Source organism: Luteimonas dalianensis (assembly GCF_049339425.1).
Taxonomy (GTDB): domain Bacteria; phylum Pseudomonadota; class Gammaproteobacteria; order Xanthomonadales; family Xanthomonadaceae; genus Luteimonas; species Luteimonas dalianensis.
Genome location: NZ_JBMPPO010000007.1, coordinates 18,540 through 41,081, shown reverse-complemented (window position 1 = coordinate 41,081; position 22,542 = coordinate 18,540). Strand labels below are relative to the sequence as shown.

At 71.4% G+C, this 22,542-nt stretch carries 18 protein-coding genes and 1 pseudogene; 8 read left to right on the top strand and 11 right to left on the bottom strand.

Annotation, left to right across the window (positions count from 1 at the left end):
- Window positions 1-43: 43 nt before the first annotated feature.
- On the bottom strand, window positions 44-1,411 hold the full coding sequence (locus ACOZ90_RS11055; protein WP_422893712.1) for an MATE family efflux transporter: 1,368 nt from the start codon (window positions 1,409-1,411) through the stop codon (window positions 44-46).
- 79 nt (window positions 1,412-1,490) lie between these two features.
- Window positions 1,491-2,984, bottom strand: coding sequence for a DUF3106 domain-containing protein (locus ACOZ90_RS11050; protein WP_422893711.1), 1,494 nt, complete (start codon window positions 2,982-2,984; stop codon window positions 1,491-1,493).
- A gap of 443 nt (window positions 2,985-3,427) precedes the next feature.
- On the opposite strand from ACOZ90_RS11050, the gene ACOZ90_RS11045 reads away from it, so the two are divergent.
- Entirely contained in the window at window positions 3,428-5,662 is a 2,235-nt protein-coding gene (locus ACOZ90_RS11045) for a primosomal protein N' (RefSeq protein ID WP_422893710.1), read from the top strand.
- A 7-nt stretch (window positions 5,663-5,669) separates the two neighbouring features.
- Here the strand turns inward: ACOZ90_RS11045 and ACOZ90_RS11040 are convergent, their stop codons facing one another.
- Window positions 5,670-6,428: an NYN domain-containing protein gene (locus ACOZ90_RS11040; protein ID WP_422893709.1), complete on the bottom strand. Its 759-nt coding sequence runs from the start codon at window positions 6,426-6,428 to the stop codon at window positions 5,670-5,672.
- A gap of 113 nt (window positions 6,429-6,541) precedes the next feature.
- Here ACOZ90_RS11040 and tal point away from each other — a divergent pair, with 113 nt between their 5' ends.
- Both tal and zupT read left to right on the top strand, forming a co-directional pair.
- The gene (gene tal, locus ACOZ90_RS11035; RefSeq protein WP_422893708.1) at window positions 6,542-7,489 is read left to right on the top strand and encodes a transaldolase; all 948 of its coding nucleotides are present in this window, start codon (window positions 6,542-6,544) and stop codon (window positions 7,487-7,489) included.
- Between the two features lie 131 nt (window positions 7,490-7,620).
- Complete coding sequence (gene zupT, locus ACOZ90_RS11030; RefSeq protein WP_422893707.1) at window positions 7,621-8,427, top strand: zinc transporter ZupT; 807 nt, start codon at window positions 7,621-7,623, stop codon at window positions 8,425-8,427.
- 86 nt (window positions 8,428-8,513) lie between these two features.
- Here zupT and rpoH read toward each other — a convergent pair whose 3' ends face one another.
- Window positions 8,514-9,392 (bottom strand): RNA polymerase sigma factor RpoH, encoded by an 879-nt coding sequence (rpoH, locus tag ACOZ90_RS11025; protein WP_422893706.1) that lies wholly within the window; start codon window positions 9,390-9,392, stop codon window positions 8,514-8,516.
- Window positions 9,393-9,604: 212 nt separating this feature from the next.
- Between rpoH and ACOZ90_RS11020 the strand changes: the two genes are divergently transcribed.
- The 3 genes from ACOZ90_RS11020 to ACOZ90_RS11010 all read left to right on the top strand — a co-directional run bounded on the left by ACOZ90_RS11020 (window position 9,605) and on the right by ACOZ90_RS11010 (window position 13,025).
- Window positions 9,605-10,006, top strand: coding sequence for a CopL family metal-binding regulatory protein (locus tag ACOZ90_RS11020; protein ID WP_422893705.1), 402 nt, complete (start codon window positions 9,605-9,607; stop codon window positions 10,004-10,006).
- Between the two features lie 107 nt (window positions 10,007-10,113).
- Window positions 10,114-11,880 carry a copper resistance system multicopper oxidase gene (locus ACOZ90_RS11015; RefSeq protein WP_422893704.1) on the top strand — a complete coding sequence of 589 codons (1,767 nt, stop codon included), beginning with the start codon at window positions 10,114-10,116 and terminating at the stop codon, window positions 11,878-11,880.
- On the top strand, window positions 11,877-13,025 hold the full coding sequence (locus ACOZ90_RS11010) for a copper resistance protein B (protein ID WP_422893703.1): 1,149 nt from the start codon (window positions 11,877-11,879) through the stop codon (window positions 13,023-13,025). Before ACOZ90_RS11015 ends, ACOZ90_RS11010 begins: the two co-directional genes overlap by 4 nt.
- Before the next feature lie 16 nt (window positions 13,026-13,041).
- Here the strand turns inward: ACOZ90_RS11010 and ung are convergent, their stop codons facing one another.
- The 5 genes and pseudogenes from ung to rhlB form a co-directional block, all read right to left on the bottom strand.
- Window positions 13,042-13,749 (bottom strand): uracil-DNA glycosylase, encoded by a 708-nt coding sequence (gene ung / locus ACOZ90_RS11005; protein WP_422893702.1) that lies wholly within the window; start codon window positions 13,747-13,749, stop codon window positions 13,042-13,044.
- Complete coding sequence (locus tag ACOZ90_RS11000) at window positions 13,749-14,579, bottom strand: response regulator (protein ID WP_422893701.1); 831 nt, start codon at window positions 14,577-14,579, stop codon at window positions 13,749-13,751. The genes ung and ACOZ90_RS11000 overlap by 1 nt, the downstream gene beginning before the upstream one ends.
- Window positions 14,580-14,583: 4 nt before the next feature.
- Window positions 14,584-15,540, bottom strand: coding sequence for a permease-like cell division protein FtsX (gene ftsX / locus ACOZ90_RS10995; protein WP_422893700.1), 957 nt, complete (start codon window positions 15,538-15,540; stop codon window positions 14,584-14,586).
- Complete coding sequence (gene ftsE, locus ACOZ90_RS10990) at window positions 15,533-16,222, bottom strand: cell division ATP-binding protein FtsE (protein WP_422893699.1); 690 nt, start codon at window positions 16,220-16,222, stop codon at window positions 15,533-15,535. Before ftsE ends, ftsX begins: the two co-directional genes overlap by 8 nt.
- A gap of 477 nt (window positions 16,223-16,699) precedes the next feature.
- Window positions 16,700-18,206 (bottom strand): annotated as a pseudogene (gene rhlB, locus ACOZ90_RS10985) (ATP-dependent RNA helicase RhlB); the annotation flags it as partial.
- 212 nt (window positions 18,207-18,418) lie between these two features.
- Between rhlB and trxA the strand changes: the two are divergent.
- Window positions 18,419-18,745: a thioredoxin TrxA gene (trxA, locus tag ACOZ90_RS10980; protein WP_422893698.1), complete on the top strand. Its 327-nt coding sequence runs from the start codon at window positions 18,419-18,421 to the stop codon at window positions 18,743-18,745.
- A 221-nt stretch (window positions 18,746-18,966) separates the two neighbouring features.
- Entirely contained in the window at window positions 18,967-20,724 is a 1,758-nt protein-coding gene (gene rho / locus ACOZ90_RS10975) for a transcription termination factor Rho (protein ID WP_422893697.1), read from the top strand.
- A gap of 88 nt (window positions 20,725-20,812) precedes the next feature.
- On the opposite strand, the gene ACOZ90_RS10970 is transcribed toward rho, so the two are convergent.
- On the bottom strand, window positions 20,813-21,604 hold the full coding sequence (locus tag ACOZ90_RS10970) for an energy transducer TonB (protein ID WP_422893696.1): 792 nt from the start codon (window positions 21,602-21,604) through the stop codon (window positions 20,813-20,815).
- A gap of 2 nt (window positions 21,605-21,606) precedes the next feature.
- Window positions 21,607-22,461: an energy transducer TonB gene (locus ACOZ90_RS10965; RefSeq protein WP_422893695.1), complete on the bottom strand. Its 855-nt coding sequence runs from the start codon at window positions 22,459-22,461 to the stop codon at window positions 21,607-21,609.
- Window positions 22,462-22,542: the final 81 nt, after the last annotated feature.

Sequence of the window (22,542 nt, the reverse complement as noted above, 5' to 3'; positions counted from 1 at the left end):
TCACAGTTTATCCCGCGCCCGCCGCGCCCACATGCGCCGGACGTCACCCGGCCGTCGGGCCTACCCGGGCGCTGCGCCACAGGAAGCGGCTGCCCAGCAGCACCGCGGCCGTCGACAGCCCGGCGATCAGCCCGATCCACATCCCGCGCGGGCCCCAGCCCAGCCCCAGGCCCAGCCACGCGCCCAGCGCCATGCCCACGGCCCAGTAGGAAATCGCCGCCAGCAGCATCGGCACCCGGGTGTCCTTGAGCCCGCGCAGCGCGCCGGCTGAAATCACCTGGATGCCGTCGGGGATCTGGTACACCGCCGCCAGCAGCAGCAGCGAGGCGCCCAGCCCCACCACCGCCGCGTCACTGGTGTACAGCCCGGCCAGCAGCTGGCTGCCGGTCAGCAGCACGCCCGCGCTGGTGACCTGGGTGGCCAGCACCAGCACCAGGCCGGCCAGCGCCGCCCGGCGCACGCCCGCGCGGCCCAAGCCGCCGCCGTAGGCGTGCCCCACCCGCACCGTGGTCGCCTCGGCCACGCCGAAGGGGATCATGAAGCACAGCGAGGAGATGTTGACCGCGATCTGGTGCGCGGCCGCTTCCAGCTGGCCCAGCCGCCCGATCAGCAGCGCGGTGGCCACGAACAGGCCACCCTCCATCGCCACCGTCACCCCGATCGGCAGGCCCACCCGCAGCAGCTCGCCGATCCGGCGCGGGTCGGGCGCATCGAAGCGCTCGAACAGCCGCAGCGGCGCGAACCTGGGAGAGCGCCACAGGTAGACGAAGAACCCGATGGCCTGCGCCCACAGCACCAGCGCCGAGGCCAGCCCCAGCCCGCCCGCGCCGCGCTCGGCGAACCCGAACGCGCCGAAGGTGAGCGCGTAGCCGGCCGGCACCAGCAGCAGCAGGCCGCCGAATCCGAACACCATTGTCGGCAGCGTCCAGTGCAGGCCGTCGCTGAGGTAGCGCATGCAGTAGTACAGGGTCAGCGCCGGCACGCCCCAGCGGATGCCGCGCAGGAAATCGGCCGCGCCCGGGCGGATCTCCGCCGCGATCCCCATCGGCTCCAGCAGGTGCACGGCCGCCGTGAGCAGGGCGAACATCAGCGCGCCCAGCAGCGCCGCCAGCCACATCGCCTGGCGGAACACCGCGCCGATCTCGCCGCGCCGGCCGGCGCCATCGAGCTGCGAGACCGTAGGCGGCAGCGCCATCAGGGTGCCCATCGGGATCATGATCGGCAGCCAGAACAGCGCCGTGCCCACCGACACCGCGGCCAGGGTGCCGGTGCCGTGGCGGCCGGCGATCAGGCCGTCCACCAGCCCGATCATGCCGGTGGCGACGTGGCCGGCCACCAGCGGGCCGGCCAGCACGGCGGTAGTGCGCAGCTCGCGGCCGAAGCCGGGCGCGGGACGGGTGATTGCATGCATGGGGGAAAGGCGTGCGGCGACTGCGGCCGCGCCGGTCGGCTGCCGGGCGCTGGCGCCGGGTCGCGGCGGGGCCGCTATCTTAGTCGACGAGGCCGCGCAGCCACGCGGCGCGGTTCTCCGCCGGCGTGCCCAGCAGCGCGTCGCGCAGGGCGTCGCGCTCGCCGGGCGGGGTGCGCTGGGCGATGACGGCCAGGTCGGCCCGCTCCACCGCGTCCATCGACATCAGCACCGCCAGCAACTCCTCCTGCTGCCCGGCGGGCACCAGCGCGAACAGCGGGTGCAGATCCGGCCAGTCCGCGCCCAGATCCGGCCCCAGCCGCCAGCCGTTGCGTTCCAGCTCGTCCAGCTGTGCAAACGCCTGCGACAGCGACTGCTGCTCCTCGTCGGGCAGCTCCATCCAGGCGGCGGCCGCCTGGCGCATGCGCGCGCGGGCGTCGGCGGGCAGCCGGTTCCAGGTCTGCCAGGCGTCGCGCCGTGCGCGCTGGGCGGCCACGTCCAGCGCCGCCCACTGTTCGGCGTCGCGGCGCAGCGCGGCCACTTCCTCGGCCGCCATCGCCTGCATCCGGCCGTGGCGCAGGGCCATCCGGTTGGCCTCCTCGGGCGGCAGCGCCGCGGCGTGCTCCTGCAGCTCCGGCGGCATCACCGGAACCTGCGCGGGAGCAGCGGCGTCGTCGCCGGATGCGGCTTCCCCGGATCCGGGGATCTCAAGCCGGTGCACCAGCCAGGCGTGGAACGCCGGCTCGCGCATCGCGGCGTCCGCCGCGTCGACGGCCAGCAGCTCGAAGTCGGGATGGGTGAGCAGGGCCAGGTCTTCGTCCCAGCCGTCGGCGGCGGCCGGCGCCGCCGGCAGCTGCTCGCTGAGGATGCCGTCCGGCCCGCTGCCGGCCACGCCCGCGGGCGCGGCAAACCGCGTGGTCGCCCACAGCGCGGCCACGGTCGCCAGCGCCACCAGCGCGGTGGCCGGCCACAGCCAGCGCGGCCGGGCCGGCTGCTCGGCCGCCGCCGGCCCGGGCGGCGGCTGCGGCTTCCACTGCGTGCCCTGCAGCGCGGCCTCGCGCAGCTGCGCCAGTTCGGACAGCGTCTCCGGCGCCAGGTCGCGGACTTCCTGGCGGGCGGCGTCGCCCAGCTGTTGCCAGGCCTCGGCGTCGGCGCTGCCGTCCGCGCGCCGCGGCAGCGCGCGCCGCAGGGCCATGCGGTAGGCGGGGCGGCCGACACCCAGCACCGCGGCCGCGTCGGCCTCGGAAATGTGCGCCACCAGCCGCAGCAGCAGCGCCGCGCGCGGGCCGCGCCCGATCCGGCCGAGCACTTCGAACCCCTCCGGCCAGCGCGGATCCTCCAGGTGTCCGCGCAGCTGCGGGGCGGCCAGCAGGATCGCCCAGAAGCGCCGCGGCCACTCGCCGAACGGGGTACGCGGGGCGACCGTGCGGAACGAGGCCATGGCCTCGGCCAAAGCCGCCGTCCCGGCCGCGGCGTCACCGGCCTGCAGGTGCGCGAACACCCGCCCGCGCCGCTCCACCCCGCGCAGGAATGCGCTCAGGGCCGGGGCGGGGTCGTTCACAGGGTGCGTGGGCATCGAGAGGACATCATCGGCCCGGGCATCATAGCCACTGGCACGGGTGCACGAACCGCTTGACAAACGTGCCGCAGCTGATCCGCCGCGATACGGCGCGAAAATGGTTGTGCACAGCGGTCACTGGAGCGTCACATGACAGCCGGCAACGCGGCCTTCACGCGATGTTACGCCAGTGTTTCACGGACAAGTGACTGACCCGAAAGGAAAAAACACGTTTGGCGCTTTTTTCGCCAAGTTCAGCAAGACGGCATGTGTGAAGGTCAAAACGGCTCTCGCCCCGCTGCCATGCACAGAGTTATCCACATGTTGTGTGGATAAGGGCAAATTCCCTTTGATCCCCGTAGCTTGCGGGCGAAATGTGCCGCGTCGCACAGGTTTGGGCCGCAACTGGCTCCTTCCGCCGCCGGCCTTCCCGGCGGGCGGAAAGCCCTAGACTTGCGGCCATGCCAGCCAGCCCCGAAACCGTGCTCCGCATCGCCCTGCCGGTGCCGCTGCCGCGCCTGTTCGACTACCGCCCACCGCCGGGCACGGGCGCCTCGGCCGCCGACATCGGGCGGCGGATCCGGGTGCCGTTCGGCCAGCGCGAAGCGGTAGGCATCGTGGCCGGCTGCGGGCCGGCGGACGTGGACGACGCCGGGCTGCGCCAGGCGCTGGCCTGGATCGACGAGGCCCCGCTGCTGGCCGGCGAACTGCTCGAGTCCACGCGCTGGCTGGCCCGCTACACCCACGCCCCGCCCGGCGAGGTGCTGGCCACCGCCCTGCCCGCCGCCCTGCGCCGCGGCGAGCCGCTGCCCGACACCCGCGAGCCGGCCTGGCGCCTGACCGAAGCCGGCGCCACCGCCCTGCCCGGAATGCGCGAGGGCCGCCCGCGCAGCCTGGCCACGCTGCTGGCCGGCGGCGTGCGCCACGAAGCGGCGCTGGACGGCCTGCTCCCCGGCTGGCGCGCGGCCGCGCGCAGCCTGGCCGGCCGCGGCCTGGCCGAACAGATCGCCCTGCCGGCCTCGCAGCTGGCGCCCGAACCCCGCCCCGGCCCCGAGCCCAATCCCGACCAGGCCGAGGCGATCGAAGCCATCCACGCCGCCGCCGGCGGCTTCGTGCCGCTGCTGCTGGACGGCGTCACCGGCAGCGGCAAGACCGAGGTCTACCTGCACGCGATCGCCCACTGCCTGGCGCGCGGGCGCCAGGCGCTGGTGCTGGTGCCCGAGATCGGCCTGACCCCGCAGCTGCTGGAGCGCTTCCGCGCGCGCCTGGGCGTGCCGGTGCACGTGTCCCATTCCGGCCTGGGCGACGGCGAACGCGCGCGCACCTGGGCCGCGGCGCTGCGCGGCGAGGCGGGGGTGGTGGTGGGCACGCGCTCGGCGGTGTTCACCCCGCTGCCGGACGCCGGGCTGATCGTGATCGACGAGGAGCACGACGGCAGCTACAAGCAGCAGGACGGCTTCCGCTACCACGCCCGCGATTTCGCCCTGGTGCGGGCCCGGGCGCTGGGCGTGCCGGTGGTGCTGGGCAGCGCCACGCCCTCGCTGGAAACCCTGCACAACGCCCGCAGCGGCCGCTACGTGCACCTGCGCCTGGGCCGGCGCGCGGGCAGCGGGCGGCCGCCGCAGGTGCGGGTGCTGGACGTGCGCAAGCGGCCGCTGGAGGCCGGGCTCTCGCGCGAGATGCTCGAAGCGGTGGAGCGCGCGCTGGCCGCCGGCGGACAGGTGCTGGTGTTCCGCAACCGCCGCGGCTACGCGCCGGTGCTGCTGTGCCACGACTGCGGCTGGAGCGCGTCGTGTCCGCGCTGCTCAAGCCCCGAGCAGGCCAGCCCGATGACCGTGCACGCCCAGGGCCGGCGCCTGCAGTGCCACCACTGCGGCCACCGCCGGCCCGCGCCGATGGCGTGCCCGGACTGCGCCAGCCTCGGGCTGCAGCCGCAGGGCATCGGCACCGAGCGGCTGGAGGAACTGCTGGCGGCGCGCTTTGGCGACTACCCGGTGCTGCGCATCGACCGCGGCAGCACCCGCCGGCGTGACGCGCTGGAAAAACTGTTCGCCGAACTGGGCGAGCAGGCCGGCGTGCTGGTCGGCACCCAGATGCTGGCCAAGGGCCACGACCTGGCCGGGCTGACCCTGGTGGCGGTGGTGGGCATCGACGAGGGCCTGTTCTCGGCCGACTTCCGGGCCTCTGAAAAACTCGCCCAGCTGCTGATCCAGGTGGCCGGCCGGGCCGGCCGCGCCGAGCGCGCCGGCGAGGTGCTGCTGCAGACCCATCATCCCGACCACCCGCTGCTGGCCACGCTGATCAACGGCGGCTACCACGCCTTTGCCGAAGCCGAGCTGGAGCAGCGCGAGGCGGCCGGCTTCCCGCCCTTCGCCCACCTGGCGATGCTGCGCGCGGAGGCGAAGCTGGCCGACCCGCCCATGGCCTTCCTGCACGCGGCAAAACAGGCGCTCGCCGGCTGGCAGAAGCAGCTGCAAGGCGTGAACCCCGCCGCCGCCGAAGTCGAAGCCAGCGGCCCGATGCCGGCGCCGATGTCCCGCCGCGCCGGCCACTACCGCGCCCAGCTGCTGCTGAGTGCGCCGCGCCGCGCGCCCCTGCACGGCGCGCTCGGCGAACTGGTGCCGGCCCTGCACGCCCTGCCCGAATCACGCAGGGTGCGCTGGTCGCTCGACGTCGACCCGATCGACCTCTACTGACCGCCTGTCAGCCGGCGGCCTTCTTGCGGGCGCGCTTGCGCGGCTTGGCCTTGGGTGCCTCGCGGATCTCGACCAACTGGCCCTCGCGGCGCAGCTCGAACAGCCCGGTGGCCTCGAACAGCGCGCTCAGGTTGCGGTAGCCGTAATTGCGCTCGTCGAACGAGGTGTGGTTGCGAATGTGGCTGCCGACCACGCCCAGGTGCGCCCAGCCCGAATCGTCCGACGTGGCCGCGACCGCGTTGCGCAGCAGCTGGATCAGCTTGGTGTCGCGCTGCAGCTCGGAGCTGGACTTGGGCCTGGAGGCCGCCTGCTGTCCGTCCTCGTCGCCGGCGTCCAGCTTCTCCAGGTACAGGAAGGTCGAGCATGCGTTGACGAACGGCTTGGGCGTCTTCTCCTCGCCGAAGCCGAACACGCGCATGTTCTGGTTGCGCAGCCGCATCACCAGCGGGGTGAAGTCGGCGTCGCTGGAGACGATCGCGAAGCCGTCCAGGTTGCCGGTGTAGAGCAGATCCATGGCGTCGATCACCATCGCCATGTCCGAGGCGTTCTTGCGGCTGGTATAGGCAAACTGCTGCACCGGCTGGATGGCGTAGGTGTGCAGGCACTCCTCCCAGCCCTTCAGGTGCGGGCTCTTCCAGTTGCCATAGGCGCGGCGCACGTTGGCCACGCCGTGGCGGGCAAGCTCGGTGAGGATCGGCTCGATCCTGCTGGCCGGCGCGTTGTCGGCGTCGATCAGCAGCGCGATGCGCAGTTCGGTGTCGGCCATGCGTGGGGGCTCCGGTTGCGTTGCCGCAAAGCCTAACCGATCACCGTTTCCGTAGAGCGGCGGGTTGGCCCATGCCACAATCCCGGCTCTCCCCGCTGCCGGACACTTGCCGAATGCCCACCCAGCTCGAACAGCTGCGCACGCTGTCCACCGTGGTCGCCGACACCGGCGACATCGAGGCCATCGGCCGGTTCCGGCCGCAGGACGCCACCACCAACCCGTCGCTGCTGCTCAAGGCCGCCTCCATGGCGGCCTATGCCGGCCACATCGACGCGGCCGTGGGCGCGGCATCGGGCACGGGCGAAGCGCGCGTGGCCGACGCCGGCGACCGGCTGGCGGTGGCGATCGGCGGCGAGATCCTCAAGCTCATCCCGGGCCGCGTCTCCACCGAGGTCGACGCGCGCCTGAGCTTCGACACCGAGGCCACGGTGGCCAAGGCCCGGCGGCTGGTGGAGCTGTACGGCGAGGCCGGCATCGGCACCGACCGCCTGCTGATCAAGATCGCCTCCACCTGGGAAGGCATCCGCGCCGCCGAGCTGCTGGAGCGCGAGGGCATCCACTGCAACCTGACCCTGCTGTTCTCCTTCGCCCAGGCGCTGGCCTGCGCCGAGGCCGGGGTGTTCCTGATCTCGCCCTTCGTCGGCCGGATCCTCGACTGGCACCTGGCCAATGGCGCCGACAGGCCGGCCACGCCGCAGGACGACCCCGGCGTGCAGTCGGTCACCCGGATCTGGAACTGGTACAAGCGCCACGGCTACGACACCGTGGTGATGGGCGCCAGCTTCCGCAACACCGGCCAGGTGCTGGCGCTGGCCGGCTGCGACCGGCTGACGATCTCGCCCGAACTGCTGGGCGAGCTGGAGTCCGCGGACGCCGCGGTCGAACGCGGGCTGGTCGACGACGGCCAGCGCGCCCAGGCGCCGGCGGTCATGGGCGAAGCGGACTTCCGCTGGCAGCACAACGAAGACGCCATGGCCACCGACAAGCTCGCCGACGGCATCCGCCGCTTTGCGGCCGACCAGCGCAAGCTCGAAGAGATGCTGGCCGGGCGCCTGGCCTGACTGCCTTGCCTGCAAGCGGGCGACGCCCGGCCCGGTGGATGGCACCGTGGCGGCCGGTTTGGGTAGCATGCCCCTGTGGCCGGAGCGGTCATCGTCGGCTCGCGGCCGGTGCCCCCTGACCTGGCCACGGCATGTCCGAACTATTCACCAGCAGCGTCCTGTTCGCCCTCGCGGTCACCACCGCGGCGGGCCTGGCCACCGGCCTGGGCGGGCTGCTGGTGTTCACCACCAGGACGCCCAACGCGCGCATGCTCGCCTTCGGCCTGGCGTTCGCCGGCGGCGCGATGGTGTACGTCTCGCTGACCGACATCCTGGGCAAGTCGGTGGACGCGTTCGCGGCCGATTTCGGCGAGCGCGGCTTCGCCTATGGCACCTTCGCCTTCCTGGCCGGCGTGCTGCTGATCGGCGCCATCGACCGGCTGATCCCCAACCCGCACCAGCGGCTGGAAACCGACGATCCGTTCTTCCGCGAGCACAACCGCGAGTACATCAAGCGGGTCGGGCTGCTGACCGCCGCGGCGATCACCGCGCACAACCTGCCCGAGGGCCTGGCGACGTTCTTCGCCACCCTGGCCGATCCCAACCTGGGCCTGGCGCTGGCGTTCGCCATCGCCATCCACAACATCCCCGAAGGCATCGCCATCGCGGTGCCGGTGTACTACGCCACCGGCAACAAGGGCTATGCCTTCGCCGCGTGCATGCTGTCGGGCATGGCCGAGCCGCTGGGCGCGCTGGTGGGCTACACGCTGCTGGGGCCGTTCATGTCCAACGCCCTGTTCGGCGCGGTCTTCGGGATCATCGCCGGGGTGATGGTGTTCCTGGCCCTGGACGAACTGCTGCCCGCGGCCAAGCGCTACGCCAAGGGCCACGAGACCGTGTACGGCCTGGTGGTGGGCATGGCGACGATGGCCATCAGCCTCGTCCTGTTCAACTGGTAGCTGCGCCGCGCCGGGGCGCCGGCGGCCTGCAGAATGCAAACGGCCCGGGGATGCCGGGCCGTTCGGGTGTTGCCGGGTGCCGCGGGTCAGGCGGCGATCAGGCCGCGCATCTTCTTCAGCGCGTTGGCTTCCACCTGGCGGATGCGCTCGGCGGACACGCCGTACTCGTCGGCCAGTTCCTGCAGCGTGTCCTTGCTGTCCGGGTTGAGCCAGCGGCGCTGGATGATGTCGCGCGAGCGATCGTCCAGTTCGGCCAGGCCCTCGCGCAGCAGCTCCAGGCGGTGATCCCTGCGATCCTCGCGCTCGTAGGCCACGGCCGGGTCGCCCTCCTCGGAGACGAGATAGGCCTCCGGGGCCGGCGGGATCCGCTCGCTGTCATCGTCCACCGGCGCGTCGAAGCCGATGTCGCGGCCGGACAGGCGCGACTCCATCTCCAGCACCTCGCGCTCGGGCACGTTGAGCTCGCGCGCCACCGTGCTCACCTCTTCGGCGTTCAGCCAGCCCAGGCGCTTCTTGCTCTTGCGCAGGTTGAAGAACAGCTTGCGCTGGGCCTTGGTGGTGGCGACCTTCACGATGCGCCAGTTCTTGAGGATGTACTCGTGCATCTCGGCGCGGATCCAGTGCACCGCGAACGAGACCAGGCGCACGCCGACCGCGGGGTCGAAGCGCTTGACGGCCTTCATCAGGCCGATGTTGCCTTCCTGCACCAGGTCGCCCAGCGGCAGGCCGTAGCCCATGTAGCCGCGGGCCACGTGAACCACGAAGCGCAGGTGCGAATGCACCAGCTCCTGGGCCGCGTCCAGGTCTTCCTGGTCACGGTAGCGGTGGGCGAGCGCCTGCTCGTCCTCGGCCGAGAGCACCGGGATCTGGTAGACGGCGCCGATGTACGCATCGAGCGAGCCGATCGGGCTCGGCACCGGGAGGCTGTTGGAAACCAGGGCGTGGGAGGTCATGGTCTGTGTCATGGGCATCATTTTAGCAGTGTCCATATGTGACTGCTAAGCCGGTGAAAAGTTCCTTTTCCGTTCCATTCATGGAACATGATTAACGCAACCCATTGATTTTATTTGAACCCTGGAGCCAGCCCATTGTATCTGGTCCGGCGGGAACAGCGACCTTGCGCTATGCTCGCACTCCCCGCCCGCAGTCCCGGCGCGCCATCCGCACGCCCCGTTTCGTGGCCAACCGACTCCTGCTCCTGCTGCTGTCCCTCACCCTGCTGCTTGGCGGCACGGGATCGCTGATGGCGCAGGTCCGCATGGCGGCGGGCATGGACATGGGGACAGTGCAAACGCAGGCAGGCGCTGCCGTGGTTGACCCGGTTGCCGGGGAGGATGATTGCCATGGCGAACATGCCAGCCAGGACACCGAGAGCTCCGGCCATGAAGGCCACGACATGCACGGCGACGAGACCTGCCTGAAGCTGTGCCTGACACTTTGCCTGCACTCGTGCAATGCGGTGTTCGGCGCCCAGGCACAGTTCCCGGCCCCGGCCATCTCGAGCATGCTGCTGCCCGAAGCCGCATCGGCGCCGCCTGCCACCCCGTCGTCCCCACCGATCCGTCCCCCGATCGCCTGAGCCTCCGCCACTGGCGGACGACGCAACGTGTGCCTTGCAGGGCATGCGCGCTCCGAACCAATGATCGAAAGCGGTCGCCGCACAGGCGCCGCAGCGAGGACAACCAGATGACTTCCAGACGACACAGCCCACCGGCGCAGATGCCGGTGTCCCCGTCGCGTCGCATGTTCGTGCAGGGCCTGGCCCTGGGCGGCGTGGCGCTTTCCACCGGCCTGCTGCGCAACCCGGCCCACGCCGCCGGCTCCGGCCATGCCAGCCCGGGCGGCGTGCTGACCGCCACCGACCTGCAGCTCGGCGTCGGCGCGAGCACGGTCAATTTCACCGGCCGCACCCGCCCGGCGATCACCGTCAACAACAGCCTGCCTGCCCCGCTGCTGCGCTGGCGCGAGGGCGACACGGTCACCATCCGCGTCTCCAACCACCTGCCCGGGCATACCCAGACCTCGATCCACTGGCACGGCATCCTGCTGCCGGCGAACATGGACGGGGTGCCGGGCATGAGCTTCGACGGCATCTATCCGGGCGAGTCGTACCTGTACCGCTTCCAGCTCAGGCAGTCGGGCACCTACTGGTACCACAGCCATTCGCTGCACCAGGAGCAGGCCGGCCTGTACGGGCCGATGATCATCGACCCGATCGAGCCGCCGCCCTACCACTGGGACCGCGAGCACGTGGTGCTGCTGTCGGACTGGACCGACCTGACCCCGGACGCGCTGTTCCGGCGGCTGAAGAAGAACTCCCATTACGACAACTACTACATGCCCACGATCGGCGATTTCTTCCGCGACGTGCGCCGCGATGGCTGGCGCGCCACCCGCGCCGACCGCCGGTCCTGGGGGCAGATGCGGATGACGCCGACCGACCTGTCCGACGTCAACGCCAACACCTATACCTACCTGATGAACGGCGCGAACCCGGCCAGCAACTGGACCGGGCAGTTCCGCCCCGGCGAGAAGGTCCTGCTGCGCTTCATCAACGCCGCCAACATGACCTACTTCGACATCCGCATCCCGGGCTTGAAGATGACCGTGGTCGCCGCCGACGGCCAGTACATCCATCCGGTGACGGTGGACGAGTTCCGCATGGGCGTGGCGGAGACCTTCGACGTGATCGTCGAGCCAAGCGGCCAGGACGCCTTCACCATCTTCGCCCAGGACATGGGCCGCACCGGCTATGCGCGCGGCACCCTGGCGGTGCAGGCGGGGCTGGAAGCACCAATCCCCGCGGTCGATCCGCGTCCGCTGCTGACGATGGACGACATGGGCCACGGCGGACATGGCGATCATGGCGGGCACGATGCCCACGCGGGCCACGGTGGCCACCACGGGCACGGCGGTGCCGACATGCAGGCGCACCCTGCCAGCGAAACCAACAACCCGCTGGTGGACATGCAGACCATGACCCCGACCCATCGCCTGGACGATCCGGGCATCGGCCTGCGCGACAACGGCCGCCACACCCTGACCTATGCCGACCTCAACAGCCTGTTCGAGGATCCGGACGGCCGCGATCCGGGTCGCGACATCGAACTGCACCTGACCGGCCACATGGAGAAGTTCTCCTGGTCGTTCGACGGCATCCCCTTCGCCAGCTCCGAGCCGCTGCGGCTTAACTACGGCGAGCGCGTGCGCATCATCCTGGTCAACGACACCATGATGCAGCACCCCATCCACCTGCACGGCATGTGGAGCGACGTGGAGGACGAGCACGGCGCGTTCAAGGTACGCAAGCACACGGTGGACATGCCGCCCGGCTCCAAACGCAGCTACCGCGTGCGCGCCGACGCACTCGGCCGCTGGGCCTACCACTGCCACCTGCTCTACCACATGGACGGCGGCATGATGCGCGAAGTGCGCGTGGAGGAGGCGGCATGAAGACGACCCTGCTCTCCCTCGTCCTGCTGGCCGCAGCCGGCGCTCCCGCCTGGGCGCAGCATCATGGTGGACATGGCCAGCATGACGCCGGCTGCACTCCGGAACACGCTGCGATGGGCCATTGCGTCATGCCCGAGGACGATGACACGCCTCCGGCACACGAGCACGACACCCGTCACGACCATGGACACGATGCCGACTGCACCCCGGAACATGCCGCCATGGGCCATTGCGTCATGCCCGAGGACGACGACACGCCCCCGGCCCACGACCACGACGCCCATCACGGCCACGGGCACGATGCCGGCTGTACGCCGGAACACGCGGCCATGGGCCACTGCGTCATGCCGGTGGAGGAGGATCCGGACTGCCCGCCCGAGCACGCGGCGATGGGGCATTGCACCCCGCGCCCGGCCCAGCCGCCCGGCCTGCTGGAGCCGCGTGAACCGATCCCGGAACTCACCGAGGCCGATCGCGCCGCCGCCTTTCCGGTCCTGCACGGTGGCCATGGCCACGGGTCGGCCATCCACTGGCGCGCACGCTTCAATCGCCTGGAAGCCTGGGACGCCGACCCCGGCACCGGCCAGGCCTGGTCGGGCAACCTGTGGGTCGGTGGCGACATCAACCGGCTACTGGTCAAGACCAGCGGCGAGCGCAGCGGCGGCCGCACCGGCTCGGCCAACGTGGAGGCGCTGTACAGCCGCGCGGTCAGGGCGTGGTGGGATGTCGTAGCCGGCGTGAAGCACGACTTCCAGCCCGACTCGCGCACCTGGGGCGCAGTCGGTGTTCAGGGGCTGGCCCCGTACATGTTCGAAGTCTCGGCCATGGCCTATGTCACCGATGGTGGTCAGGCCCAGGTCAAGTTCGAAGCCGAGTACGACATGCTGCTGACCAACCGGCTGATCCTGCAGCCGCTGGTGGAAGTCACCGCCTCGCTGAAGAACGAGCCGGAGCATGGCATCGGTTCGGGACTGGGCAAGCTGGAAGCCGGACTGCGCCTGCGCTACGAAATCACCCGGCGCTTCGCGCCTTACATCGGACTGGTCCACGAGCGCGCCCTGGGCAATACCGCCGACATCGCCCGCGACCACGGCGGCCACCTGCGCGACACCCGGGTGGTCGCAGGCGTGCGCTTCTGGTTCTGAGCCCGGGGCTGGCCGCTCAGGCGTCCAGTTCAGCGCGCGGCGGCAGCGACCAGTCCACCGGCGCTCCGCCGCGCCGCTCCAGGTATTCGTTGGCAGCGGAAAAGTGGCCGCTGCCCAGGAAGCCGCGATGCGCCGACAGCGGCGAAGGGTGGGTGGTCCGCAACACCTTGTGCCGGCGGGCATCCACGATCCTGCCCTTCTTCTGCGCGTAGCTGCCCCAGAGCATGAACACCAGGCCCTCGCGCTCGCGGTCGAGCACCTCCACCACGTGGTCGGTGAAGCCTTCCCAGCCCTTGCCCTGGTGGGCACCGGCGCGGCCCTGCTCGACGGTGAGCACCGCGTTGAGCAGCAGCACCCCGCGTTCGGCCCACGGCATCAGGTAGCCGTGGTCGGGACGGGCGATGCCCAGGTCGCGCTCGATCTCCTTGTACATGTTCTGCAGCGACGGCGGCACCGGCACGCCCGGCTGCACCGAGAAGCACAGCCCGTGCGCCTGCCCCGGCCCGTGGTACGGATCCTGGCCCAGGATCACCACCTTCACCGCCTCGAACGGGGTGGCATCGAAGGCGGCGAAGATGTGGCGCGCGGGCGGGAAGATCCGCGCCCCGGCCGCCTTGCGCTCGCGCAGGAACGCCGACAGTTCGCGCATCTCCGGCCGCAGCAGGTAGTCGCCCACGCGGGCCTTCCACGACGGCTCGAGCCGGATGCGGTCGGCCTCGGCCATCAGATCCGCGACAGGCGCAGCTGGAACAGCGCCTTGGTCACCAGCAGACGCTCCTCGATCGGCTTGAGCACCAGGTCGTTGGCACCCTCGCGCAGCAGGCCCATCTGGTTGATGCGGTTGTCGTCGCCGGTCATCACCAGCACCGGCAGCCGGCGCTTGCCGTAGCCCAGCTCCTCGCGCACCGCCTGCAGCAGGTCGCGGCCGCTCATCTCGCCCTTCAGGTACACGTCGGTCAGCAGCAGGTCGGTGCCCGGCGCGTCGTCGGTATCGGCGTGCTCGCGCAGGTAGGCCAGGCCCTCTTCGGCGCTGAGCACGTGGGTGACCTGCATCTGCCGCGCCTGCAGCCAGCGCCGGGTGGCCACCGCCACGGTGCGGCTGTCCTCCACGTACAGCACCCGGGCGCCGGGGATCGGCTCGGGCATCACGTAGCCGCGGATGAAGGCGGCCAGCGCCTCGTGCCCCTGCGCCTTGTCGAAATAGTCGGTGACGTCCTCGGTGAAGCGGCGCGTCTCCAGGTGCGACTGGGCCTCGGCGGAGACCACGATCACCGGCACGTAGCGCTGCCCGGCCGCCTCGCGCACCCCACGGGCCAGCTGCATGCCGTCGCCGTCGGGCAGCACCAGCGAGGTGGTCACCAGATCCACCGGCGCCGCCTCCAGCGCCGCCTGCGCCTCGGCCAGGCCCGCGCACTCCACCACCGCCACGTTGGCCAGCTCGGCGCGCAGCACGTCGCCGATCAGCCGCCGCACCAGGCGCGAGCCGTCCACCACCATGATCCGCGGCGAATCGCTGGCCACGTGGCGCAGGCTGTAGGGGTCGGAGTCGTTCATCGGCTCAGGTGTCGGTGGGGCGGGTCTGGCGCAGGAAGTGGCCGGTCACCACGCTGGCACCGACCCAGCCCAGCGCGCCCGAGCCCACCAGCACCACCAGTACGTGCAGGGGCGAGAAGCCATGCAGGGCGAAGCCGCTGCCGTAGCTGGCGGCCAGCTCGGCCACCGGCGCGCGCAGCGCCAGGCCGACAACGGTGAGCACGCCCAGCGCCAGCGCGCCGGCGGCCAGGCCGTACCACGCGCCCAGGTACAGGAACGGACGGCGGATGAAGCCGTCGGTGGCGCCCAGCAGCTGCAGCACGCCGATCTCCTCGCGCCGGGCCTGGATGTCCAGGCGCACCGTGTTGCCCACCACCAGCAGCGCGCCCAGGCCGAGCAGCGCGCCCAGCACCAGCACCACCCGGCCGCCGAATTCGAGCCAGTCGTCCAGGCGCTGGCGCCATTCGGCGTCGTGCTGCACCAGCTCCGCCTGCGGCAGCGCGCGCAGGGCTTCGGCCAGCGTGATCTCGTCGCCTTCGGGCACCACCACCAGCAGCGTGGGCAGCGGGTTGTCGCCCACCGCGTCGATCGCCTCGCCCAGGCCGCCGCGCTCGCGCAGCTCGGCCAGGCCCTGTTCGGGCGTGCGCAGCTCCACCGAGGCCACGTCCTCGCGCCCGCGCAGGGTCGTGGCCAGGGTTTCGGCCTCGGCCACCGCGATGTCCTGCTGCAGGAACACGCCGATCTCGCGCGACTGCTGCACGCTGCCCGACAGCCGCGACACGTTGTCCAGCACCAGCCACAGGCCCAGCGGCAGCGCCAGCGCCACCGCCATCACGCCGATGGTCAGCGCGGTCGCCCACGGCCGGCGGAACACCCGGCCCAGGCTGGAAACAAAGCTGTACGCGTGGTGGTCGCCCCAGGTGCCCAGGCCCGATCGCGCGGCGGGCACCGGGGCGGCGGGCGCGGCGCGCTGCTCACTCATCGGCCAGGTCCTCCGGCGCGATGTCGTCGGCCAGGCGGCCGTGGTCGAGCACCAGCACGCGCTTTTTCATGCGCTTGACCAGGGCCAGGTCGTGGCTGGCCACCAGCACGCTGGTGCCGCGCCCGGGCAACGATTCGAACAGCGCCATGATCTCCGCGGCCAGGGTCGGGTCGAGGTTGCCGGTGGGCTCGTCGGCCACCAGCAGCCGCGGCTCGCCGACGATGGCGCGGGCGATGCCCACGCGCTGCTGTTCGCCGGCGGACAGTTCGGTGGGCAGGGCGCGTTCGCGCGCGCCCAGGCCCAGGCGCTCGAGCGCGCTGCGCACCCGCTTGCCGATGTCGCCGCGGCGCATGCCGCGCAGGATCAGCGGCAGGGACACGTTCTCGTACACGCTGCGGTCGGTAAGCAGGCGGTGATCCTGGAATACCACCCCGACCTCGCGCCGGTGCATCGCCACCTTGCGCCCGCGCACCCGCGCCAGGTTGCGTTCGCCGAACAGCACCGCGCCGCGGCTGGGGCGCTCGGCCAGGTGCACCAGCCGGAGCAGGGTGCTCTTGCCGGCGCCCGAGTGCCCGGTGACGAACAGCATCTCGCCCTCGCCAACGTCGAAGCTGACCTCCGACAGCGCCGCATGGCCGCCGGGATACTGCTTGCTGACGTTGTCGAAGCGCAGGACGCTCATCGCCTCAGCCCGGGTCGCGACTGACCAGCTTCTTCAGGCCGCGGCCGATGCGCGAGATCAGCCCGCCGGATTCGGACGGCGGCGACTTCGGCACCGCGGCCCTGGCCGGGACGTGGCGGGGGCCGTTGCGCCCGGCGGGAGCCTCGGCGGGTTTGGCCTGCCGGCGCTGCTCGCCGGCCTGCTGCGGGGCGCGCTCGGCGCGCGGCTGCTGGCCGTTGTCGCCCTGGCGCTCGCCGCCTGCCTGGGGGGCGCCTTCGCCGTTGACGCGGCGGCCGCCGCGACGGCGACGGCGCTTGCGCGGCGGACGATCCGCGTCGTCGCGCGCACCGCCGGACGGGTCGTCCGGAGCACCGGCAGTGGCGGAGCCGCTTTCGCGGTTGTCGCCGTCCGCTGCCTGGCCGCCCTCGCGGGCAGCTTCGCCCTCGCCACGGCCACCGCTGCGGCGGCGGCGCCTGCGCGGCCGGCGCGCCTCGCCGTCCGCGGCGTCGGCCGCAGGGCCGCCCGCCTGCGCGGACACGGGCTGCCCGCTTTCATCTGCCGGCACCTGGGCCGACGCGGATTCAGCGGCCGGAGTCCCGGCCTGCGCGTCGCTCCCGCGCTCGCGCCGCGGGCCACGCCCGCGACCTTCACCGCCACCGCTGCGCCCGCGACCGCCGGAGCCGCCCTCGCGACGGCCGCCGCCGGAACGGCCGCCGCCGCGGCGGGCCTCGTCGGCGGCGCGCTGCTCGCGCGCCTCGCGGAAGATCTCGGTCACGCTCTCGCCCTCGGCGGCGTCGACTTCCACCCCTTCGCGCGGCTTGCGCGGCAGCGCGGTCAGCAGCTCCTGGGTCACCGGCTCGGACGGGATCTTCTGTTCGATGAAGGCCTCGATGTCCGGCAGGCCCATCGCGTAGCGCTCGCAGGCAAAGCTGATCGCGTCGCCCTCCTTGCCCAGGCGCGCGGTGCGGCCGATGCGGTGCACGTAGTCCTCGGCGTCGAACGGCAGGTCGTAGTTGTAGACGTACTCCACGCCGTCGATGTGCAGGCCGCGCGCGGCGACGTCGGTGGCGACCAGGATCTCGAGCTGGCCGGCCTGGAACTTCTTCAGCAGGCTCTCGCGCTTCTTCTGCGGCACGTCGCCCGAGAGCACGCCCACGCGGTAGCCGGCGCGCTCCAGCGCCCGCGCCACCCGCTCCACGAACACCTTGGTGTTGACGAACACCATCGTGCGCGCGCCCTCGCCGCGCGAGAGCAGGCCCAGCAGCAGCGGCAGCTTTTCCTCGTCGGCGGGGTAGTAGATCTTCTGGCGCACGCGCGCGGCGGTGATGGATTCGGTCTCCACCACCAGCTTCTGCGGCTCGTTCATGTGCTCGTAGGCCAGCTCCAGCACGCGGTGGCTGAGGGTGGCCGAGTACAGCAGGGTCTGGCGCTCGGTGCGCGCGGGCATGCGCCGCAGCAGGAAGCGGATGTCCTTGATGAAGCCGAGGTCGAACATGCGGTCGGCCTCGTCCAGCACGCACACCTCGCAGGCGTGCAGGCTGACCACCCGGTGCTGCTTGACGTAGTCGATCAGGCGCCCCGGGGTGGCGATGATGATGTCGGCGCCTTCCTGCAGGATCGAGCGCTGCTTGTCGTAGTCCACGCCGCCGTAGACCAGGGCGAACTTCAGGCCCAGGCCGGAGCCGAACTTCACCGCGTCCTTGTGGATCTGGATGGCCAGCTCGCGGGTCGGGGCCAGGATCAGCGCGCGCGGATCCTCCGGCTTGCGGTCGGCCAGCGCCGGGCGGGTCAGCAGGCGGTTCATCACCGCGACCAGGAACGCCAGGGTCTTGCCGGTGCCGGTCTGGGCCTGGCCGGCGACGTCGCCGCCGGGCAGCGCCACCGGCAGGGTCATGGCCTGGATCGGCGTGCAGCGCATGAAGCCGGCGGCTTCAAGGCCGGCGAGCAGCTGCGGATGCAGGTCGAATTCGGAGAAGGGGATGTCGGTTAGGGGTTTGTCGCTCATGCGTTGGGAATGCTTCGTTGCGTTGCGCGCGGTTGCGCGAGAGGGCGTCCGCGTCGCAGACTGCCGGGGCCGGCTGGAGTTGTCCGGAGCGTTGCCTGGAAACCGATTGCGGGCCTGGGAAGGCCTTGATTCAGGCCGGAAAACACCCCAGTTTAACAGTACGGCCCGCCCGCCACACGCGGCCGGGCCCCGCCATCATTCAGGAGAATCCCGTGAGCGACAAGGTCATCCACACCACCGATGCCGATTTCGATGCCACCGTGCTGCAATCCTCCGAGCCGGTGCTGGTCGATTTCTGGGCGCCCTGGTGCGGGCCGTGCCGGATGATCGCCCCGGCCCTGGACGAGCTGGCCGACGACTACGCCGGCAAGGCCAAGGTGGTCAAGGTCGACATCGACCAGAACCAGGCCACCGCGCTGAAGTACCACGTGCGCTCGATCCCGATGCTGCTGCTGTTCAAGGACGGCCAGGTGCAGGCCACCCAGGTCGGCGCCGTAGGCAAGCCGCAGCTGGCGAAGATGATCGACCAGGCGCTCTGACGCCGCCGCCGGGCCCCGCACGCCGGGGCCCCGCCACCGGGGCCGGCCGCGCCGCGAACCCCAACCGTTCCAGACCGTGCATCTTGTCGCCAGCCCGGCGCGGTGCTAGCTTTATCCCGATCCGGCGTGGGTTCTCCCGCCGCACCCTATCTTGAAGGCCCATCCTTCCCACCCCCTGCCCGCCTCCCTGCGGGCGCTCGCAGCGAGCGAGGAAATCGCACTTGTCCGACAACACCCCCGACTCCGGCGATACCGCCGAGAAGCCCGTGCGCAAGCCGCGCGCCACCAAGAAAGCCGCCCGCAAGACCGTGAAGGCCGACGCCCCGGCGGCGACCGGGAGCGCGCCTGCGCCTGAAGCGCCGGCGGCACCCGCCGCGCCGGCAGAGGCCAGGCCCCAGGACACCGCGCCCGCGGCCAAGTCCCAGGACAGCGCCCCGGCGGCCTCCAGCGGCGAAGGCGACGATCGCCAGCGCGGCGGCGGCAAGTCCGGCGACGCCAAGTCCAACGACGGCGGCGGCAACGGCGGCCAGCAGGGCCAGCAGCGCAATGACCAGCAGCGCGACGGCGGCGGCGGTGGCGGTGGCCGCCAGGGCGGTCGCCGCGACCGCTTCCGCAACCGGCGTGACCGCGGCCGCGGCCGCGACGACGGCCTGCCCGACGACAGCAACGACCAGGGCCAGCGCCTGCCGCCGCCCAACGTGCCCGAAGGCTTCCCCCAGTACTCGCTGAGCGACCTGAAGGGGATGCCGGCGCACAAGCTGATGGATCTGGCCGAACAGCTGCAGATCCACGAAGGCGTGGCCCGCGCCCGCAAGCAGGACGTGATCTTCGCCCTGCTCAAGGTGCTCACCCGCCACGGCGAAGGCGTGGTGGCCGACGGCGTGCTGGAGATCCTGCCCGACGGCTTCGGCTTCCTGCGCGCCGCGGAGGCCAGCTACCTGGCCGGCCCGGACGACGTCTACATCAGCCCCAGCCAGATCCGCCGCTTCAACCTGCGCACCGGCGACCACCTGAGCGGCCGCATCCGCTGGCCGAAGGACGGCGAGCGCTACTTCGCCCTGGCCACCATCGACACCATCAACGAGGAGCCGCTGGAGGCCAGCAAGGGCAAGGTGCTGTTCGAGAACCTGACCCCGCTGTTCCCGCGCGAGCGTTTCAAGCTCGAGCGCGGCGACGGCTCCAGCGAGGACATCGCCGGCCGCATCCTCGACCTGATGGCGCCGCAGGGCAAGGGCCAGCGCTCGCTGATCGTCTCGCCGCCCAAGGCGGGCAAGACGATCATGATGCAGCAGATCGCCAGCGCCATCACCTACAACCACCCCGATGTGCACCTGATCGTGCTGCTCATCGACGAGCGGCCCGAGGAAGTGACCGAGATGCAGCGCACCGTGCGCGGCGAAGTCATCAGCTCGACCTTCGACGAGCCGGCCGCGCGCCACGTGCAGGTCGCCGAGATGGTGATCGAGCGCGCCAAGCGCCTGGTCGAGCACAAGAAGGACGTGGTGATCCTGCTCGACTCGATCACCCGCCTGGCCCGTGCCTACAACAACGTGGTGCCCAGCTCGGGCAAGGTGCTCACCGGCGGCGTGGACGCCAACGCCCTGCACCGCCCCAAGCGCTTCTTCGGCGCCGCGCGCAACGTGGAGGAAGGCGGCAGCCTGACCATCATCGCCACCGCGCTGGTGGATACCGGCAGCGCGATGGACAAGGTGATCTACGAGGAGTTCAAGGGCACCGGCAACTCCGAGGTGCACCTGGACCGGCGCATCACCGAGAAGCGCGTGTACCCGGCGATCAACGTCAACCAGTCCGGCACCCGCCGCGAGGACCTGCTGATCGAGCCCGAGCTGCTGCAGAAGATCTGGATCCTGCGCAAGCTGCTGCACCCCATGGACGAGCTCGCCGCCATGGAGTTCCTGCTCGACAAGATGAAGAACACCAAGTCCAACGACGAGTTCTTCGCCTCGATGCGGCGCTGACGCGCCTCGCCGGTCCGGAAAAGGAAACGCCCCGCAACCGCGGGGCGTTTTTTTTCAGCCGCCCATGGGGGGTGGGGAGGTGTTTGCTTCAGGGCGCCCTGAGCCGGAAGTGGGAATCGGCGGAAACAAGCTGGCCGCGCGGCTGCAGGCCCTCGGCGGCCAGGCATTCCGGCGAGTCCTTCCAGCGTTGGATGATGGCCTGCTCGAACTCCCTGCGCGTGGCGGGTCCGTCCGTGCCCATGTGGAAGCTGACCCGGGTGCTGAGCCGGGTGGCGACCGGCTGGCCATCCAGTTCCTCGGGCCGGTAGCGCATCGCCGACACCCAGTCACGCAACCCGCGAGCGAAATTCTGGCGCAGCGGCTTTTTGTAGCCGTCCCCGTAATCAACCGAATCCAGCGTCGCCGACCCGTCCGTGTTGACCGTGTAGTTCACCGTCACTTCGGCTTCCAGGCCCCTGCGGAGTGCCTGCACCGGATAGTGCGGCGGCTTCACCTGCGCCGCGCGTCCCACGGGCACCGGCCCGTTGGCGACATGGCGCGAGGAGAGCGCGAAGCCCTCGCCGCTCGGCACCGCGCACACCGACAGGCGCGCCCAGGTGGTGCCGGTGCGGGCAACGCCGTCGATCACCACCGGCTCGAACCGCCACTCGCGCAGGCTCGATTCCACGTACTCGCGCAGCGGCCCAGGCAACTCCGCCGCGCCCTGAACCTCCTGCGGCCGGCCATCAACGCCTACGGTGACCCTGGCCACGGTTTCGAACACGCTGACCTCCGGCCCGGCCCACGCCAGCGCTGGCAGCAAGGCCGCCAGCGCAACCAGCAGCGCCTGGCGCCGGAACCTGCCCGGCGCCGACGAGCCCCCTCCCCCCTGGACGCGCATGCTCAGCCCTCCTGGAGCGGAGTCAGCAGGCGCCGCTCGTTGCCACCGAGCAGTTGAAGGCCACCGGCCAGCATGGCGTCACTGTCGCCGCTGCGCGATCGGCGCATCCACTCCGGCAGCTCCTCCCTCGGGCCGCGAACATACGCATCCCACTCACCCGGTCCGGCCGCCTGTGAAGTGGTCAGCCTGTAGGCGACCGGCACCCGGGCCATCCAATAATCGTCATCGGCATCCGGGCCTGTGGTGGGCACATCGAAAGTCCACGAACGCGCGGCGCGGCGCGTGCTCAGCGCAAACAGGCGGCGCATGTCCCGCAGGTCCGACTCGGAACTGCGCCCGTACAGGTTGACCCGCTCCACCACCATGTCCTCGACCTTGCCGTCGCGGCCGATCTTGAGCACCACGTAGGCCACGCCTTCCACGCCACGCGCCAGCATGGAGTCCGGGTATACGGGTGGCCTCATGTTCTTCCGGCGCAGCCGGGCGGTCTCGGCGTCCGACTCGCCCTGCGCGCCGAAGTGGGCGTTATCTATCCGCAGCGCGTAATCATCGCTGCCCTCCACCGGCTCGGCCACCACGCGCAGGCTCATTTTCGCGCGCGCGGCGACCGGCGCGCCATCGACTTCATAAGGTTCGAAACGCCAGCGCGGCGCCTGGCGTTCAATCAGGGCGGTGACGAATCCGGGAAGCTTGTCACGCTGGTCAAGCGAATGCGCCGACACGGTGCCATCGGCCTCGATATCCACGTGTCCGGTCACGACCATGCTCGCTTCGATCGGCACCTCGGAGTTCCGGGCGATGCCGTGCCCCGTGAACGCGAGCAGCACCAGCGCCAGCAGCCAACCCTGGATCCTCATCGCCCCCTCCATCCCTGTTCGTGATGGGCACAAGTTACCCCCGGGGGGACGGGACCACAACCGCCGACAGGTGGCGGGCGT

What these genes read in the sequence shown, in the direction of transcription:
- ACOZ90_RS11010 (WP_422893703.1), top strand. Translation starts at nt 11,877, where the DNA reads ATGAAGACGACCCTGCTCTCCCTCGTCCTGCTGGCCGCAGCCGGCGCT.
- rpoH (WP_422893706.1), bottom strand. Translation starts at nt 9,392, where the DNA reads ATGACACAGACCATGACCTCCCACGCCCTGGTTTCCAACAGCCTCCCG.
- ACOZ90_RS11015 (WP_422893704.1), top strand. Translation starts at nt 10,114, where the DNA reads ATGACTTCCAGACGACACAGCCCACCGGCGCAGATGCCGGTGTCCCCG.
- zupT (WP_422893707.1), top strand. Translation starts at nt 7,621, where the DNA reads ATGTCCGAACTATTCACCAGCAGCGTCCTGTTCGCCCTCGCGGTCACC.
- ftsX (WP_422893700.1), bottom strand. Translation starts at nt 15,540, where the DNA reads ATGAGTGAGCAGCGCGCCGCGCCCGCCGCCCCGGTGCCCGCCGCGCGA.
- ACOZ90_RS11050 (WP_422893711.1), bottom strand. Translation starts at nt 2,984, where the DNA reads ATGCCCACGCACCCTGTGAACGACCCCGCCCCGGCCCTGAGCGCATTC.
- ftsE (WP_422893699.1), bottom strand. Translation starts at nt 16,222, where the DNA reads ATGAGCGTCCTGCGCTTCGACAACGTCAGCAAGCAGTATCCCGGCGGC.
- ACOZ90_RS11000 (WP_422893701.1), bottom strand. Translation starts at nt 14,579, where the DNA reads ATGAACGACTCCGACCCCTACAGCCTGCGCCACGTGGCCAGCGATTCG.
- tal (WP_422893708.1), top strand. Translation starts at nt 6,542, where the DNA reads ATGCCCACCCAGCTCGAACAGCTGCGCACGCTGTCCACCGTGGTCGCC.
- ACOZ90_RS11045 (WP_422893710.1), top strand. Translation starts at nt 3,428, where the DNA reads ATGCCAGCCAGCCCCGAAACCGTGCTCCGCATCGCCCTGCCGGTGCCG.
- ACOZ90_RS11040 (WP_422893709.1), bottom strand. Translation starts at nt 6,428, where the DNA reads ATGGCCGACACCGAACTGCGCATCGCGCTGCTGATCGACGCCGACAAC.
- ACOZ90_RS11055 (WP_422893712.1), bottom strand. Translation starts at nt 1,411, where the DNA reads ATGCATGCAATCACCCGTCCCGCGCCCGGCTTCGGCCGCGAGCTGCGC.
- ACOZ90_RS10970 (WP_422893696.1), bottom strand. Translation starts at nt 21,604, where the DNA reads ATGCGCGTCCAGGGGGGAGGGGGCTCGTCGGCGCCGGGCAGGTTCCGG.
- ACOZ90_RS10965 (WP_422893695.1), bottom strand. Translation starts at nt 22,461, where the DNA reads ATGAGGATCCAGGGTTGGCTGCTGGCGCTGGTGCTGCTCGCGTTCACG.
- ung (WP_422893702.1), bottom strand. Translation starts at nt 13,749, where the DNA reads ATGGCCGAGGCCGACCGCATCCGGCTCGAGCCGTCGTGGAAGGCCCGC.